Below are 15,560 nucleotides of genomic sequence, written 5' to 3' on the forward strand. Positions count from 1 at the left end.
CATCGGTGAAGTCCCGGTCAGTCCCCCTACGGCCTTACCCTGATGGCCTCCTCGATCAGTGCCACCCTTTCTGGTAAAGGCGCCTTCGGAATGTCGACCAGCTCGAAGCCGAGCTCGAGGTAGGTCTCCTCATGAATTCGCTCGAACCTGAGCGACTCCGGCAGCGTGATCCGGCGCGCGGCCGTCGGTTCCACAAACCCCAGATTGCGTACGAGGAAGGCCGTCCTCCGATAACCGGCGATACTGGTAAGGAGCCCTTCCGGGGTAGGACGGGATGAGTAGCGGCCGAGGGCGAGGGTGCAGACGGGCGAACGGTCGAAGAAGACGACCCCTTCCTGGAAGGCTTCATCGGCAGCCTGCCGCCGCCGCAGCTGCAGATCCAGGACCCGTTCCAGGAAGCCGTCCCGCTCCCACGGCCGAGGGTCGCCGAGCGCCTGCCCGAGCGCGATGACGTCGGTCGCCGCCTCCTCGACGACGGCGTGCCCGTTCGCCTCGAGCTGGCGCAGGATGGCCGTCTTCCCGGCACCCGGCGTGCCGGTGATGATGTACGCGCGCATGGTTCATCGACCCTTCTCGACGGGAATGATCGCGGCCGCGGCCAGCGGGAACGCGATGGTGACCGCGAAGGCCGCGCCATACCCGGCCCCCGCGACGACGGTGGCGATGGCAGGAATGGTGGCGATGGCGACCAGGTTCTGCGCCGTGTTCTGAATGCCGAGCGCCCGCCCGGCCCAGCCACGCCCCGCGAGCTCGGCCACTGCGGTGTAGGCGAGCCCGTTTGGGCTGACCGTCAGGACTCCCGCCGCCAGCAGCGCGACCAGCGCCACGGACCCGGTGCTCACCGCGAGCAGGGCCACGACCGCCGCGATCGCCAGCGCGACCTGCCGCATCGGCCTCAGCCGGGCGCCGGCCCGGTCGGACCACCAGCCGGCCACGATCCGCGCCAGCCCACCGCCGATCTGCCCGATCGCGAGCAACCGGCCGGCCCCGGCGGGCGCCCACCCATGGACGTCGACCAGGAACACCAGCGCGAACGTCCCCACCGTAGCCTGCGGAACGACCAGAAGCGCACTCGCCGCGTGGATCCGCCAGATAGCCGTCCCACGATACGGCGAGCCACCGCCGGGCCCGCCCGCTCCCGCGCGCCCGGGCGGCCCGGTTGCCGCGCCTTCTGACGGCGGCTCGCGCACCGCCGGCCCGGTCACCGCGCCTTCCGACAGCGGGTCACGCACGTCCGGCCCAGTCCCTGCCGCTTCCGACGACGGCTCGCGCACCGCCGGCCCGGTCCCGGCGGCCTCCGACGGCGGGTCGCGGACGATGACGACCACCAGGACGGCCGCCAGCAAACAGAGCGCGCCCAAGACCCCCAGCCCGCCGGCCAGCGCCATGCCCGGCAGCGTCAGCGCCGCCACCGCCACCCCGAGCGGCAGCGCTGTCTGCCGCAGCCCCATCGCCAGTCCCCGCTCGTGCGCGGCGAACCAGCCGAGAATCAGCCGCCCGCTGGATGCGTTTACCGACCCGCCGAAGGCCCCGGCCAGAAAGAAACACACCGCTAGCGCCGGCGCCGAAGAGACGAAAGCCGCGGCCAGCACGACCGATCCGGCCACACCGAGACCGATCGTCAGCACCAGCCGCTCACCCCACCGGTCGGCCGCCGCGCCCCACGCGACCAGCGTGACCAGCAGTCCCGCCACCGGCGCCGAGCTGAGGAGCCCGGCCTGCGTGAGGGTCAGCCCGCCGGCACGCAGGGCCGGAATGAGGAACGGCAGTCCGAATTGGACAGCACAACTCGCCGCCATGGCCGCCATCCCCGCCGCCAGGACGGCCCACCGCCGCCGGTCAGCCACGCCCCGAGCCTGCCAGGAAGCGTCAGTAGACGTCGCGGGCGTACCGCTTCTCGGCCGACAGCTGCTTCACGTACTCATCCGGGTCGACCCGCCCGTGGGTTGCCGCGATGTCGCGCAGTGCCTGGTCGACGTCCCGGGCCATCCGGCTGGCGTCGCCGCACACATAGAAGTGGGCGCCGTCCCGCAGCCACGACCAGAGCTGCGCCCCGTGCTCCCGCATCCGGTCCTGCACGTACACCTTGCTGCGCTGGTCCCGGGAGAACGCCAGGTCGAGCCGGGAGAGCACCCCGGCCGTCTGCAGAGCGGCCAGCTCGGACGCGTAGTAGAAGTCCGTCTCCCGCCGTTGCTCACCGAAGAACAGCCAGTTCGGCCCGGCCGCCCCGCGCGCCTGCCGCTCGCGCAGGAAGCCGACGAACGGCGCGACCCCGGTCCCCGGCCCCACCATGATCATGGGCGTGGCCGGGTCGGCCGGCGGCCGGAAGTGCGGCGACTTCTGCACGAACACCGGCACCTCGTCGGCCGAGTCCGCCAGGAAGGTCGAGCACACGCCCCGCCGTGACACCCCGCGATGATTCTCGAAGCGCACCACCGACACGGTCAGGCTCACCAGCGCCGGATCGGTCAGCGGCGTCGACGAGATCGAGTAAAGCCGGGGCTGCAACCGCTTGAGGGCGCCGGCCCACTCTTCCGCGGCCGCCCGCACCGGATACTCGGCGATCAGGTCGACCGCCTGCCGCCCCCACGTCCACTTGGCCAGCTCCCCCTTGTTGTCCGGCCGCAGCAGCGTCTTGAGGAACGGGTCCCCGGTCCGCTCGACGAGAAACCGCAGCAGGTCCGGCGTGATCCGGGTGATGTCCAGGTCACGGTGGAGCGCGTCCCGCAGTTCCCGCGAGCCGAGCTTGTCGAGCGTCACCGTCTGATCGGGCCGCAGCCCGGTAGCTGTCAGCCATTCCTTTACGAGAGCGGGCGAGTTAGATGGCCAGACCCCCAGCGCATCCCCCGCCGCGTACTCCAGCCGCCCGCCCGTGTCGAAGGTGAACTGCCGCACCTCCTTGGCCGACCCCGCCCCGCTGAGCAGCTCGTTCCTCACCAGCACGGCGGTCAGCGGCGCCGCCCGGGTTGGCTGCGGGGAAGGCGCGGCCACCGGAGCAGTGAGCGCCACGACCACCTGCTCGAGCCACTGGTGGGCGTCGTCCTCGAAGTCCGGCTCGCAGTCGACCCGGGGCGCCAGCCGCACCGCCCCGAGCTCCGCGAGCCGGTCGTCCAACCGCCGACCGTGCCCGCAGAAGTCGTCATAGTTCGAGTCGCCGAGCGCCAGCACCGCAAATCGCCGCCCATCGAGCCGCGGCGCGTCCGAACCGGTGAGCGACTCCCAGAACCCGGTCCCGTTGTCCGGCGCCTCCCCGTCCCCGAACGTGCTGGTCACGATCAGCAGATCCGCATCGGCCTCGAGCAGCTCCACCGCCGACGCATCCATGCCCCGCAGCGACGCCGGCCGCCCCGCATCCGCCAGCCGCTTCCCCACCGCCCGCGCGAATTCCTCGGCGTTCCCGGTCTGCGAGGCCCACAAAACCTGCAAACCACGACCCACAACCTTTTCCCGTACGGGGGAAAAAGTCCCCGCAAGCAAGCCATTCACCCAAGCGGTCGCGGAGTGATCGAACGGCGCCCCGGCCGGCAACACGGGCGGCGCCGACGCGGCTCCCGCCAGCACACTGACCGCGCTGAGGAACCCGGAAAGGTAGTGCTTCTGCGCCTCGTCGAGCACCGGAGCCACCGGCAGCCCCAGCGCCTGGCGCAGCACGTCGACCCCGACGTGAGCCGACGCCTCCCGCGGCGGCCGTGCGTCCACCGGCCGTGCGTCCGCCCGCACCGCGGCCGGCGCCACCGCGGCCGGCGGTACCGCGGCCGGCGGTACAGCGGCCGGCGGTACAGCGGCCGGCGCCACCGCGGCCGGCGCCACCGCGGCCGGCGTCAGCGCGACGGCGCACACCTTGAGCTCCGGCTGGAACGAGAGCGGGTCGACGGCGTCGTTCGTCACCGCGTTGACCGACACGTACTCCCCGAAGAGATCGTTCCAGTGGAACGGCGCGAAGCAGTTCCCCTCCCGCACCCGATCGGTCACCACCGCCGGCAGCACGGCCCGCCCCCGCCGCGACGCGATCTCCACCGGCACCCCGGCCGCGATCCCCAGCCGCGCCGCGTCCCCCGGGTTGATCTCGACGAACGGCCCCGGGTTGAGCCGGTTCAGCTTGTCCACCTTGCCGGTCTTGGTGAGCGTGTGCCACTGGTGCTGGACCCGCCCGGTGTTGAGCACAAAAGGGAAGTCGTCGTCCGGCAACTCGGCGGCCGACAGGAACGGCCGCGGATGAAACACCGCCCGCCCGTCGGAGGTGGCGAAGGTCAGCGCCGGGCGCGTGCCGTCTTCAAGAACCCGCAGCGCCTGGCTGACCCCGTCATTGCGGTAGCGGATCGGGTTGCGCCCCGAGCCGGCGGACGGCGGATACGGCCACTGCACCGGCCCCTCCGCCAGCCGCGCATAGGTGACCCCGCGCAGGTCGTACCCCGTCTGCGGGTTCCAGAACTGCTTGATCTCCTCGAGGATCTCCTCCGCCGACGAGTACGCGAACTGCTCCCCGTACCCCATCTTCGAGGCGACCAGGGCGATCAGCTTCCAGTCCGGCAAAGCCTCCCCCGGCGGGTCGACGGCCGGGTGCACCAGCGTCAGGTTCCGCTCCGAGTTGATCATGACGCCGTCGACCTCGGACCACATCGCCGCCGGCAGCACGATGTCCGCGTACGCGTTGGTCTCGGTCTCGGCGAAGGCGTCCTGGGTGATGACCAGCTCGGCCGCCTCGAGCCCGGCGATCACCGTGCGCCGGTTGCCGACGGACGCGACCGGGTTCGTGCAGATGATCCAGCAGGCCTTGATCTCGCCCGCCGCCATCCGCTCGAACATCTCGACCGTGCCCTTGCCGACCTCGCTGCGCAGGGTTCCTTCCGGCAGCCCCCAGGCGTTCTCCACGAACTCGCGGTCGGCCGGCACCAGCACCGACCGCTGCCCCGGCAGCCCCGGGCCCATGTAGCCCATCTCCCGGCCGCCCATCGCGTTCGGCTGCCCGGTCAGCGACAGCGGCCCGCTGCCGGTGCGGCAGATCGCCCCGGTCGCCAGGTGCAGGTTGCAGACCGCGTTCGTGTTCCAGGTGCCGTGCGTGCTCTGGTTGAGCCCCATCGTCCACAGCGTCACCCAGTCGCCGGCCGCCCCGATCCACTCCGCGGCCGTCCTGATGTCCTGCTCGGCCAGCCCGGTCAGCGAAGCGACCCGCTCCGGCGGATAGTCCTCGAGGAACGGAACCATCCCTTCCCAGCCCGAGGTGTACGACTCGATGAACGCGGGCGAGATGTCCCCGTTCGCCACCAGCAGGTGCAGCAGACCGTTCAGCAGGGCCAGATCGGTCCCCGGCCGGATCGGCAGGAACAGGTCGGCCTTGTCCGCCGTCGCGCTGCGCCGGGGGTCGACGACGATCAGCTTCGCGCCCGCCTTGATCCGCTCCATCATTCGCAGGAACAGGATCGGGTGGCAGTCGGCCATGTTCGCCCCGATGACGAAGAACAGGTCGGCGTGGTCGAGGTCGTCGTAGGAGCCGGGCGGCCCGTCCGCGCCCAGCGACAGCTTGTATCCGGTGCCCGCGCTCGCCATGCACAGCCGCGAGTTCGACTCGATCTGGTTGGTCCCGATGAACCCCTTCGCCAGCTTGTTCGCGAGGTACTGCGCCTCCAGCGTCATCTGCCCCGACACATACAGGGCCACGGCGTCCGGGCCGTACTCGTCGATGATTGTGCGAAGCCGGCGAGCCGTGAGCGAAACCGCCTCGGCGACCCCCACCGGCTCCGGAGCCCCCTCGCGCTCGGTCCGGAGCAGCGCGGTGCCCAGCCGTCCCGGCGCCGAGAGCATCTCCGCGCTGGTCGCGCCCTTGGTGCACAGGCGTCCCGCGTTGGCCGGATGATCCCGGTCACCGCGCGCCTTGACCGCGACGCGGCGCCCGTCCGGCCGCCGCTCGATGTCGAGCACCATGCCGCAGCCCACGCCGCAGTACCCACAGACGGTCCTGACCTGCGCGGCCACCATGTTCCCCACGCACAGAAGCTACGGGCGCGCCGTTTCGCCACCGTCAACCTTTTGTGCGCGAGGGGTTACTCGACTCTCACCTTCGCCGCGCGCCGATTGTGATCGCTCTGGCGCGCAGGGTTCATGCTTACCACGTGAGGTTGATTCTGAACGTTCTGTGGTTCATCTTCGGCAGCGGCTTCCTGCTGGCGATCGCGTACGGTTTCGCCGCCCTGATCTGCTTCGTGCTCATCGTGACCATCCCGTTCGGCATAGCCTCGCTGCGCCTGGCGGTCTACTCGCTCTGGCCGTTCGGCCGCACGGTGGTGAGCAGGCCCGGTGCGGGCGTCGCCTCCGGCATCGGCAACATCCTGTGGGTGATCGTGGCCGGCTGGTGGCTGGCCCTGACCCACCTCGTGACCGGCATCGCCCAGTGCGTGACGATCATCGGCATCCCGTTCGGCATCGCCAACTTCAAGCTGGTCCCGGTGGCGTTCTGGCCGCTGGGCCGGGAAATCGTCGACCTCGACTAGCGGGAGGACCCCCCAATGGAAATCTCCGGCATCTTCACGGCCATCATCGTCGGCCTCATCATCGGCGCGCTGGGCCGCCTGGTGCTCCCCGGCAAGCAGAACATCGGCTTCTGGCTGACGCTGCTGATCGGCATCGTGGCCGCGCTGGTCGGCACGTTCATCGCCGCCGCCCTCGGCGTCGCGAAAACCAGCGGCGTCGACTGGATCGAGCTGATCCTGCAGATCGCCCTCGCCGCCGGCGGCGTCTACCTGGCGTCGGCCGCGCTGAGCGGCCGCCGTCGCTCCTGATTCATCGAAGGCCCCGGGACTTTCCCGTACGCCCGGGGCCTCCCCATTCATCAAGCCAGCGGAATGCGCACCCCCGTCGAGAACATCGTCTCGTGCAGCACGATCGACTTCAGGCTCGCGCTCACCGGCACATCGAAAACCAGTTTCCCGCGTACGGTGTCACCGGGGTTGATCTGCTGCAGGAAGGTCGATTGCTGCTGGTTGGCGTAGACCCCCGCGGTGGAGTCGGCCGAGTACTGGTCGCCGGAGTTGTCGTACGCGGTCTGTGAGATGTCGGAGAAGATCTCGGCCTTCTTCCCGACGTTCTTCACCGAGATGTCGATGAGGCAGAACTGCCCCTGCGCCGGCTTCCCCTCCCCGTCGCCGACGTGGTCGAGCCCGCACTGCATGCCGGAAACGGTGAACTCGAACGTGCCGTCCTTGATCGGAACGTTCATCTTGCCGGTAGCGGCGTTGCGCCCGTTGGCGTTGTCGTCGAGCCCGGTCACGACGTTGTCGGCGCCCCAGACCACGAACGCGAACACGCCGGCGCAGCCGAGAGCCGCGACCAGCAGAATTCCGCCGAGGATCCACGGCCATTTGGGCCTGCTCTTCGGGGCCTGGGGCCGACCCGGATACGCCGGCGGCGGAGCGCCCTGGGGCTGCGGTTCGGCGTGAGGCTGGGCGCCGGCGTAGGCCTGGGCTCCGCCGTAATGCTGCGCGCCGCCGTTGGGCTGGACGCCGCTGTTGTAGGGCTGCGCGCCACCGTTGGGCTGCGCGCCACCGCCGTAGGGCTGCGCACCACCGCCGTAGGGCTGCGCGCCACCGTTCGGCTGGGTGCCGCCGTAGGGCTGGGATCCACCGTAGGGCTGGGGGTCGCCGTAGGGCTGGGCGCCGCCGCCGTACGGCTGCGCGCCACCGTTCGGCTGGCCGCCGCCATGGGGCTGGGATCCGCCGTAGGGCTGGCGGTCGCCGTAAGGCTCGGGGTCGCCGTAGGGGTCCGCCGGCGGATAGGGCGCGTCGGGCGGCGGCTGCTCGTAGCTGTTCTGGCGCGGCTGGCCGTATGGCTGCTGTCCATAGGGCCCACGGTGGTTCGGCTCGTGCGACATGGGGTGGACTCCATGCGGGCCGGTGCGGTGGCCGGGCGGCGCGGGCGGCACCAGCCCCCCAGTGAGACGCCCGCGTCACCACCCAACGACGATCATCGTTCCGGCGGAGTCCGTCGTCCGGCCCGCGCTTGCCGACAAACAGTCAGCACCGATGCACCTAAAGTCATTGCCCCCGCGCGCGCAACCTTTCACCCACCATCGTGGGCACCCTCATGATGTGCGGACAAAGGCATGTGCGAAGCTGCGCGCTACATCCGCAGCTCTCATTGTCCGGAGGCCCTCTATGGCTTCAATTCTTTCGCTGATCGCCGGCCTGGTCGTCGGCGCCGTCGCCGGCTGGTTCCTCCGGGGCCTCCGCACCGGCTCCCCGCAGACCGCCGACGCTACTTCCCCCTCCCCCGACACCCCGGAAACGGCCACCGAGGCCGAGCCCGTGGCGGTCGTGGCCGAGCCTGCCACCGACGCCCACGCGGCGGCAGACCCCGAGTCCGTCACGGTCGCCGACGCCGAGCCGAAGTCCGAGGTGGAGCCGAGCGCCGAGCCCACCCCGGTAGCAGCCGAGCCGGTCGCAGAGCCCGATCCCGTCGCGACCGAGCCGGTGGCCGTGGCCGAGCCGATCGCAACCGAGCCGGCAGCCGCCGAGCCGGAGCCCGTCGCCGTAGCCGAGCCGATCGCAGCCGAGCCGGAGCCCATAGCCGTGGCCGAGCCGATCGCCGAGCCCGAGCCGGTGGCGCAGCCCGTAGCCGTGGCCGAGCCGGAGCCGATCGCACAGCCCGAGCCCGTCGCGGCCGCGGTCGCCGCCTCCGAGCCGGCCGCTGCCGCCCCCGCCGCGGTCGTCGCGACCAAGGGCGACAACCTCACGAAGATCGCCGGCATCGGCCCGAAGGCGGCCGCCGCCCTCGCCACCGCCGGGATCACCACCTACCAGCAGCTGGCCGACTCCGACGAGACGGCCCTGCGCGCCGCCCTCACCGCGTCCGGGGTGCGAGCCACCGCGGGCATCGCAAGCTGGCCGGAGCGGGCCAAGGAACTGGCCGGCGCCACCAACTGACCCACCGCGACCACCCGGGCCGGGCACGACCACCCGGGCCGGGCACGAAACAGAACGGCGCGACCACCCGAAGCAGCGCTGCGGAATCCACGCGCGCGCGACCCGGGCTGCCCCGAAAGCGGCGGCAGCCCGGGCGGACTTCTTTCGTGTTTCGATCGTCCTCGAAAGAGTGATTTATCGGGGAATGATGGCCTTCTCCGAGCCTCCGCGGCTCACAGCGCGGCGACCGCCTCGGCCACCTTGGCCCGGAGCGACTCCGGCAGTGGCGCGTAGCCGAGCCGGCTTGCCGCCTCCTGACCCGCGGGGCTCGAGGCGTACGTCAGGAAGCTCTTGACCAACGACGGCGCGCCACTCTTGCAGACGATCTCGTAGGTCACCAGGACGATGGGGTAGGCATCCCCGGACGCCGCCTTGTAGTCGATCGCCAGCTGGAGGTCGCCGCCGGTGCCGGTGACGCGGGCGCTGGAGATCATGCGGCCGGCGGCCTCGTCGGTCAGCGGGGTGAAGGTGCCGTTGCCGGTGCCGACGCTCGCGGTCGGCAGGTTGTGGAAGCGCGCGTAGGACGCCTCGACGTACCCGATCGCGCCGTCGGACTGTTCGATGGTGGACACGACCCGGTTGCTGCCCTTGGCGGCGACGCCGCCGGGGGCCTTCCAGGCGCTGCCCGATCCATACGACCAATCGCCCGCGGCGGTCGTCGCCAGAAATTTCGCGAAGTTGTCGGTGGTGCCGGAATTGTCGGCGCGGTGGACCGTCCGGATCGGCGTGGCCGGCAGCGAAACCCCCGGATTGTCCCGGCGCACCGCGGCATCGTTCCAGACCGTGATCCGTCCACTGAAGATCTGCGCGATCGTGTCCGGCGCCAGCCGCAGCGTGTCGACCCCGGCGACGTTGTAGGCCAGCGCGATCGGCCCCACCACCATCGGCAGGTGCACCGCGGCCCCCTTGCACCGCGCCGCGACCTTAGGCTGATCGGCAGCGGACACCGGCGAGTCGCTTCCGGCGAAATCCCCGGTCCCCGCCGCGAACGCCGCGATCCCCGCCCCCGACCCGATGCTCGAGTAGGCGACGGTCGCGTCCGCGCAGCTCACCTGGTAGTCCTTGATCCACGCGCTGACGGCGTTGGCCTGGGCCGACGACCCCTGCCCCGCCACCGAGCCCTTGTCGCACGAGATCGGCTCGCTCGTCACGGACGGCGCGGCGTCACAGGCGCCCGCACCCGCCGCCAGCAGCAGCGCCACCCCGGCCACCCGAAGCTTCACGACTCCCTCACCCCGGCTCATCGGTACTCCGCGAACCGCTTGCGCACCGCCACCGGCACCAGCACGATCACCAGCCCCATCGCGACCAGCGGGATGACCGCCCACCCGGTCATCAGCGTCGACACGTCGTCCATCGCCCGATCGAAATCCGCCTTCCGGGCCGCGGCGATCTCCCCGACCGCGGCGTCGTAGTAGGTGAAGTCGAAGGCCGCGTCGCCCCGCTTGATTCCGGTCAGCGCGCCGATCGCCTCGTCGTTCTTCCCGGCCGCCGCGAGCGCGACGATCTTCTGGTGATCACGGGCGTAGGCCTGCCACCGGCTGACCACCTGATCGGACTCGAACGGGCTCACGTCGGGCCCACCGGCCACGACCGGCAGTGCCGTCTCGCAATCAGTTCCGGACAAGCAGGCAGACTTCTTCTTGAAGTCGTCGTCGTAGTAGGCCAGCCGCGAGCTGATCAGGTACCGGCTGGTGTCGGCGGCCGCGTCGTAGCTGACCGCACGCGCCTGCGACAGCCGCAGGAACGGCGTGAGGCTGTCGTCGCGCGCCTCCCCCAGCCGCTGCCCCTGCAGCACCAGCACCGCGATCGCCGGGAGGACCAGCCCGACCGTCAGCACCGTCGCCCCGAGCAGCGCCGGGTTGAGGACCCGCCGGAAGCGCCGGGCCAGCCACACCTGCAACGCGATCAACAGCACCAGCAGGGCGCCGCCGAGCACGATCGCGACGGTGACGGCCAGGACCTGGGTCACTCTCTTTCCCGCGTACGCGTCGGAGAGCCGTTGCTCGCTCGCGTCGCGCAGGGCCTGCGCGGCCGGGAGAAGGTCGAGATGCAGCGTGTTGGTCGCCTGCGTGTAGTAGCCGGGGGCGGCATCGCCGGCGGTGAGCGTCTGCCAGACCCGCTCGCGATAGACGGCGAGGTGATCGAGCAGCGTCAGGACCGCGGCCCGGTCGGCCTCGGTCGTCGAGGTTGTCAGCGATTTCTGCAGGTCGGCGTCGACCTGACGGCTGCGCTCCTGGTACGTGCCGAGGGCGTCGATCTGGCTGCCGGCCAGCGCGTCGTCCCCGGCGGTGAGCACCATGCGGGCGACCTGGGCATCCATGTCGCTGAGCGCGAAGTAGAGGTCGGCGGCGGTGGCGGCCTGCGGCGCTGCCTCGTCCCCGATGATCCGCACCTGGTCCTGGACGCGGGCCATCAGCAGACTCAGGCCGGCGAGCAGCAGGGTGGCGGTGAGAATCGTGACGGCGACCCAGAGGCGCAGTCGGGCGGGGGTCTCGGGCCGGACAGCCCGGCGAGCCATTGTTCGCGTGGCCTCGATAACGGCGGGCACGACGTCACGGTAATGCACGCGAGCAATTGCGGAATCGGCGGGAGATCCCATTCCCGGGCGTTAACCCGGTGGCCATTCACCGTTCAGAATCAGGACATGGAATTGCGAAGTCTCTGGTGCGGGACTCCGGCCGCGGTGAGCTGCTCGGCCAGCAGCGGCAACGGGTTGTGCACGAACACAGCCACCTGAAGATCATCACCGAGGTCGCATGCGGCCGCCACCGAGCCGACATTGATCGGGTCCAGCTCCGGGACATCGCTCAGATCGAGGATCAGCCGCAACGGCCGCACGCGGCGAACCGTGTGCACAAGAACCTGCCGAAGCTCGACCGCCTTGTCCAGGCCGACGATGCCGTGCGGAGCGATCACCACGCTCCCGTCGGCGCTCGTCCGCACTTCCAGTACAGAGGCGCCCATCGGATCACCCTTCGTTACCCGTGCGTTAAGCCGCCGGCCCACCCTACGACGCGAATCATCCTCCGGGAAGGAGGTGTGTCCTTTCATTCCACGGGAAAACTGAGTCGTCCTCCTTACCGGGGAGTCTTGCACGAAGATGGGAAGAACGCCGCTCGGCAGTCGCGAGAATGGCGCGGTACCAAGCACCTGACCGGGAGTCGCGATCATGACGATCGAAGCCGAACCTGTTGCCGAGGCCGACCTGTCGGCGTTCGTGCTGAACCTGCTGGACGACCATCTGGCCGCGATGCGGGACATACGGGAGCGGCTACGCCCCGGCGGGACGATCACGCCGGGCGGACGACGGATCATCGCCCTCGACAGCATCACGATCGCGCAGCGGTACGCCGATCGGATGACCCGGGCTCTCAGCGAGCCGGAGCTGACCCTCCGCCACCCGTACGCGGAAATCGACCCGCCCCGGCTGTGAGCTACCCGCCCGGCGTGGTGGTGGGCGACCACTCGTGGGCGAGGATCGCGTAGAGGTCGGAGTCGCGCCAGCCGTCGCGGATCAGGACGTTTTCGCGCATCCGGCCCTCGTGGCTCATGCCGATCTTGACGAGGACCCGCGCGGAGGCGACGTTGCGCGGGTCGCAGGTGGCGTAGACGCGGTGCAGCCCGTGCTCCTCGAACGCGATCCGCAGCAGCTCCCGCGCGACGGCCGTGGCCAGGCCCCGGCCCCACGCGCGCGGGTGGATCCCGTACCCGATCTCGCCCTGCTCGCCGCCGCGCAGGTGGAGGTCGCCGACCCCGGTCACCTCGCCGTCGGCGATCACCGCGTGCGGGAAGCTCGTCTGCGGCTTCTGGTGCCACAGCCGCGCGGCCTCCCGGACGTACGCCTGGGTCTCGGCCTCGGTGTTCGGACCCCACGCCTGGTAGCGGCAGGAGTCGATCAGCCGCGCCCACTCGTGCACCGCCGGCCAGTCCTCGAACTCCAGCGGGCGCAGTCGGATCTCCACCGTTCCGATCATGCCAGCGGGCCCAGGATCGGCCGGATCCAGCCGAGCGTCCGCGCCAGCGACCGATACAGCGGGTAACCACAGAGCACGCCGAGAGCGATCGCGATCATCGACCACACCGTGCCGAAAAGGTCCGTGGCCGCGGCCAGGGCGTCTTTGTCGACGTATTCGGTGACGCCGATCAGCCCCAGGGCGCCCGGCACCAAAAGCCAGAATGCCGGGAGAAATGACACCAGTGCCGGTGGGCCGGACGGCCGCCGCTCGACGAAATAGGCGACCGGGGTCATCGCGAGGGCCCCGAAGAATCCACTCAGATAGCCGCCGAAGATCTGATTGCCGACGAATTGGCCGATCCACGCGGCGGCCAGCACGACCAGCAGCCACGGCAGCGAGCGATGCGGCGCCGAGTAGTAGAGGTACGTGCCGACGCCGACCACGAGCACGCCCAGCCACGGCGCCCACCAGCCGATCAGGTTCTGCGGGCTGTCGATCAGCTGGTCGGCGGCGGGCAGGTTCACCACCTGCGTCGCCGCGGTGATGCCGAAGGCGAGCAGCAGCAGCTGCAGCGTCCCGGACACCAGCCGGCTCGCCCCGGTGATCATCTCGCCGGCGGAGAGCTCGACCACCGACATGGTCAGGGCCGCGCCGGGCAGGAAGGTGACCAGCGGCGCGATCATGGCGCGCAGGTCGGCGTCCGCCCAGCCCGGCCCGGCCAGCAGGAACGTCGTCGTGGCCACGATGAAGGCCACCAGCACCGGCATGATCAGCTGGAGGCTCGGCCACTTGCCACCGACCAGTTTGAGCCCGCCCACCAGCAGCCCGAACAGCGCCGCGAGAACCAGATCTCCCCAGGTCGGCTGGAGCACCAGGCAGATGCCCGCGGTCAGCACGGCGTGCCCGGCGATGGTCACCAGCCGGCCGAACCGTGGGCGCATCTCGACGATCTCGAGCACCCGCTTGCTGCCCTCCTCGGGCGGCAGCTTGCCGGTCTTCGCCTCGCGCAGCAGCTTGTACAGCGCGGCGGTCTGGTCCAGGCGAAGAGCGCCGCGGAGCTGGCGGGTGGGTTCCAGCGTTGCCGCGCGTCCCGGTTCAAGAGCGATTTCCAGGTACGTCGGGAGCACCGCGACCCGCGCGCTCGGGGCGCCGTAGGCCGCGGCCACCTCCATCAGGTGATCCTGGATCTCGTTGACCGCCTCCCCCGCCGCGGTCATTCCGCTGCCGAGAAACAGCAGGAACCGCAGCAGGGATCGCTCGTCGGGGCTCGAGGCGACGCCGGTGTGCTCAGCGCCGGTTTCTTGCATAGTTCCGCAGGAACAGCGCCTCCACCAGCGCCATGTGTTCGATCTCGGACGGGTCGACGCTCTCGTTCGGCGCGTGGATGAGGCAGCGCGGCTCCTCCACCCCGATCAGCATGATCTCGGCGTCGGGGAAGGTGTCCTGGAAGACGTTGCACAGCGGGATCGACCCGCCCTGCCCCTCGACGAGGGCCTTCCGGGCGTACGCCTGCTGCATGGCATCGGTCAGGGTGTCGTAGGCGGCTCCGCTGGTCGAGCCGGAGAACGGCTCGCCGTCGGCCTCGCGCTCGATGCTGACCTTGGCGCCCCACGGCGCGGCCTGGGCGAGGTGGGCGATCAGCGCGTCCTGTGCCCGCCTGGCGTTCATGCCGGGCGGCACGCGCAGGTTGATCCGGGCGCGGGCGTGCGGCTGGATGGCGGCCGACGAGCCGACGACGGGCGGGACGTCGATGCCGAGCACGGTCACCGCGGGCCGGGCCCAGACCATGTCGGCCACCCGGCCGTTGCCGAGCAGGTGCACCCCGGCCAGCACGCTCGCGTCCTCGCGGAACTGGTCGGGCGGGTAGTCGGCGCCGGGCCAGGTCTGCGTCGCGTCGAGCCCGTGGACGGTCGTGTTGCCCTGCTCGTCGCGCAGCGTCGAGAGCATGTGGATGAGGGCGGCGAGCGCGTCCGGTGCGGCGCCGCCGAACATGCCGGAGTGCATCGGGCCGGCCATCGTGTCGACGCTGACCACGACGTTCGCGAGGCCGCGCAGGGTGCTGGTGACCGCGGGGACCCCGACCGCGAAGTTGCCGGCGTCGCAGACCAGGATCGCGTCGGCACGCAGCAGGTCGGCGTGGGTGGGCACGAACGCCTCGAGCCCGCCGGTCCCCTGCTCCTCCGAGCCCTCCCCGACGATCTTCACGGTGACCGGCAGGTCGTCACCGAGCGCCCGCAGCGCGGTCAGGTGGGTGACGATGTTGCCCTTGCAGTCGGCGGCGCCGCGGCCGTACCAGCGGCCGTCGACCTCGGTGAGCTCCCAGACCGGCGTGTTCCAGGCGGAGTCGTCGAGCGGCGGCTGCACGTCGTGGTGGAAGTAGAGCAGGACGGTGGGCGCGCCCTCGGGACCCTTGCGCTCCCCGCAGACCGCCTTGCTGCCGTCCGGTGTCTCGTACGCCCGGACGTCGGCGAAGCCGAGCTCGCGGAACGTGCCGAGCAGCCAGTCGACCATGCCCTCGCACTCGCTCGGCGGGAACTGGGCGGCGTCGTGGACGGACTTGTACGCCACCATGGCGGCCAGGTCGTCGCGCGCCTTCGGCATCAGTGTCTTGATCCGGCCGCGGATCACCTCGTCGTCGACCACAGCG

14 protein-coding genes are annotated in these 15,560 nt (G+C 70.9%); 4 read left to right on the forward strand and 10 right to left on the reverse strand.

Annotated elements, in window-relative coordinates:
- Positions 1–26: 26 nt before the first annotated feature.
- The 3 genes from A3CQ_RS0125950 to A3CQ_RS0125960 are packed head-to-tail and all read right to left on the reverse strand — an operon-like array spanning position 27 to position 5,976.
- Positions 27–557 carry an AAA family ATPase gene (locus tag A3CQ_RS0125950; RefSeq protein WP_020513871.1) on the reverse strand — a complete coding sequence of 177 codons (531 nt, stop codon included), beginning with the start codon at positions 555–557 and terminating at the stop codon, positions 27–29.
- A gap of 3 nt (positions 558–560) precedes the next feature.
- Positions 561–1,847 carry an MFS transporter gene (locus A3CQ_RS0125955; protein WP_211216684.1) on the reverse strand — a complete coding sequence of 429 codons (1,287 nt, stop codon included), beginning with the start codon at positions 1,845–1,847 and terminating at the stop codon, positions 561–563.
- A gap of 22 nt (positions 1,848–1,869) precedes the next feature.
- Positions 1,870–5,976 carry a bifunctional nitrate reductase/sulfite reductase flavoprotein subunit alpha gene (locus A3CQ_RS0125960; protein ID WP_020513873.1) on the reverse strand — a complete coding sequence of 1,369 codons (4,107 nt, stop codon included), beginning with the start codon at positions 5,974–5,976 and terminating at the stop codon, positions 1,870–1,872.
- A gap of 134 nt (positions 5,977–6,110) precedes the next feature.
- On the opposite strand from A3CQ_RS0125960, the gene A3CQ_RS0125965 reads away from it, so the two are divergent.
- Positions 6,111–6,488 carry a YccF domain-containing protein gene (locus tag A3CQ_RS0125965; protein ID WP_051115353.1) on the forward strand — a complete coding sequence of 126 codons (378 nt, stop codon included), beginning with the start codon at positions 6,111–6,113 and terminating at the stop codon, positions 6,486–6,488.
- Between the two features lie 15 nt (positions 6,489–6,503).
- Entirely contained in the window at positions 6,504–6,776 is a 273-nt protein-coding gene (locus A3CQ_RS0125970; RefSeq protein ID WP_020513875.1) for a GlsB/YeaQ/YmgE family stress response membrane protein, read from the forward strand.
- Between the two features lie 50 nt (positions 6,777–6,826).
- Here the strand turns inward: A3CQ_RS0125970 and A3CQ_RS63000 are convergent, their stop codons facing one another.
- On the reverse strand, positions 6,827–7,864 hold the full coding sequence (locus tag A3CQ_RS63000) for a DUF4352 domain-containing protein (protein WP_020513876.1): 1,038 nt from the start codon (positions 7,862–7,864) through the stop codon (positions 6,827–6,829).
- A gap of 283 nt (positions 7,865–8,147) precedes the next feature.
- Here A3CQ_RS63000 and A3CQ_RS63720 point away from each other — a divergent pair, with 283 nt between their 5' ends.
- Positions 8,148–8,915 carry a helix-hairpin-helix domain-containing protein gene (locus A3CQ_RS63720; protein ID WP_026206201.1) on the forward strand — a complete coding sequence of 256 codons (768 nt, stop codon included), beginning with the start codon at positions 8,148–8,150 and terminating at the stop codon, positions 8,913–8,915.
- Between the two features lie 212 nt (positions 8,916–9,127).
- On the opposite strand, the gene pstS is transcribed toward A3CQ_RS63720, so the two are convergent.
- The 3 genes from pstS to A3CQ_RS0125995 all read right to left on the reverse strand — a co-directional run bounded on the left by pstS (position 9,128) and on the right by A3CQ_RS0125995 (position 11,963).
- Positions 9,128–10,198 (reverse strand): phosphate ABC transporter substrate-binding protein PstS, encoded by a 1,071-nt coding sequence (gene pstS, locus A3CQ_RS0125985; RefSeq protein ID WP_245577331.1) that lies wholly within the window; start codon positions 10,196–10,198, stop codon positions 9,128–9,130.
- Complete coding sequence (locus A3CQ_RS0125990; protein ID WP_157296312.1) at positions 10,195–11,505, reverse strand: GlnX family signal transduction membrane protein; 1,311 nt, start codon at positions 11,503–11,505, stop codon at positions 10,195–10,197. The genes pstS and A3CQ_RS0125990 overlap by 4 nt, the downstream gene beginning before the upstream one ends.
- A gap of 89 nt (positions 11,506–11,594) precedes the next feature.
- The gene (locus tag A3CQ_RS0125995; RefSeq protein WP_245577332.1) at positions 11,595–11,963 is read right to left on the reverse strand and encodes a hypothetical protein; all 369 of its coding nucleotides are present in this window, start codon (positions 11,961–11,963) and stop codon (positions 11,595–11,597) included.
- 163 nt (positions 11,964–12,126) lie between these two features.
- Between A3CQ_RS0125995 and A3CQ_RS0126000 the strand changes: the two genes are divergently transcribed.
- Positions 12,127–12,390, forward strand: coding sequence for a class I SAM-dependent methyltransferase (locus A3CQ_RS0126000; protein ID WP_020513880.1), 264 nt, complete (start codon positions 12,127–12,129; stop codon positions 12,388–12,390).
- A gap of 1 nt (position 12,391) precedes the next feature.
- On the opposite strand, the gene A3CQ_RS0126005 is transcribed toward A3CQ_RS0126000, so the two are convergent.
- The 3 genes from A3CQ_RS0126005 to A3CQ_RS0126015 are packed head-to-tail and all read right to left on the reverse strand — an operon-like array spanning position 12,392 to position 15,556.
- Entirely contained in the window at positions 12,392–12,919 is a 528-nt protein-coding gene (locus tag A3CQ_RS0126005) for a GNAT family N-acetyltransferase (protein WP_026206203.1), read from the reverse strand.
- 8 nt (positions 12,920–12,927) lie between these two features.
- A complete protein-coding gene (locus tag A3CQ_RS0126010) occupies positions 12,928–14,220 on the reverse strand; it encodes a threonine/serine exporter family protein (RefSeq protein WP_020513882.1) in 1,293 nt (430 codons plus the stop codon).
- Positions 14,201–15,556 (reverse strand): dipeptidase, encoded by a 1,356-nt coding sequence (locus A3CQ_RS0126015; RefSeq protein ID WP_020513883.1) that lies wholly within the window; start codon positions 15,554–15,556, stop codon positions 14,201–14,203. The genes A3CQ_RS0126010 and A3CQ_RS0126015 overlap by 20 nt, the downstream gene beginning before the upstream one ends.
- Positions 15,557–15,560: the final 4 nt, after the last annotated feature.

The organism is Paractinoplanes globisporus DSM 43857 (assembly GCF_000379645.1).
Taxonomy (GTDB): domain Bacteria; phylum Actinomycetota; class Actinomycetes; order Mycobacteriales; family Micromonosporaceae; genus Actinoplanes; species Actinoplanes globisporus.

Bases quoted from the DNA above. Each gene is read 5' to 3' on its own strand.
- A3CQ_RS0125950 (WP_020513871.1), bottom strand. From the start codon at position 557: ATGCGCGCGTACATCATCACCGGCACGCCGGGTGCCGGGAAGACGGCC.
- A3CQ_RS0125960 (WP_020513873.1), bottom strand. From the start codon at position 5,976: ATGGTGGCCGCGCAGGTCAGGACCGTCTGTGGGTACTGCGGCGTGGGC.
- A3CQ_RS0125970 (WP_020513875.1), top strand. From the start codon at position 6,504: ATGGAAATCTCCGGCATCTTCACGGCCATCATCGTCGGCCTCATCATC.
- A3CQ_RS63000 (WP_020513876.1), bottom strand. From the start codon at position 7,864: ATGTCGCACGAGCCGAACCACCGTGGGCCCTATGGACAGCAGCCATAC.
- A3CQ_RS63720 (WP_026206201.1), top strand. From the start codon at position 8,148: ATGGCTTCAATTCTTTCGCTGATCGCCGGCCTGGTCGTCGGCGCCGTC.
- pstS (WP_245577331.1), bottom strand. From the start codon at position 10,198: ATGAGCCGGGGTGAGGGAGTCGTGAAGCTTCGGGTGGCCGGGGTGGCG.
- A3CQ_RS0126000 (WP_020513880.1), top strand. From the start codon at position 12,127: ATGACGATCGAAGCCGAACCTGTTGCCGAGGCCGACCTGTCGGCGTTC.
- A3CQ_RS0126010 (WP_020513882.1), bottom strand. From the start codon at position 14,220: ATGCAAGAAACCGGCGCTGAGCACACCGGCGTCGCCTCGAGCCCCGAC.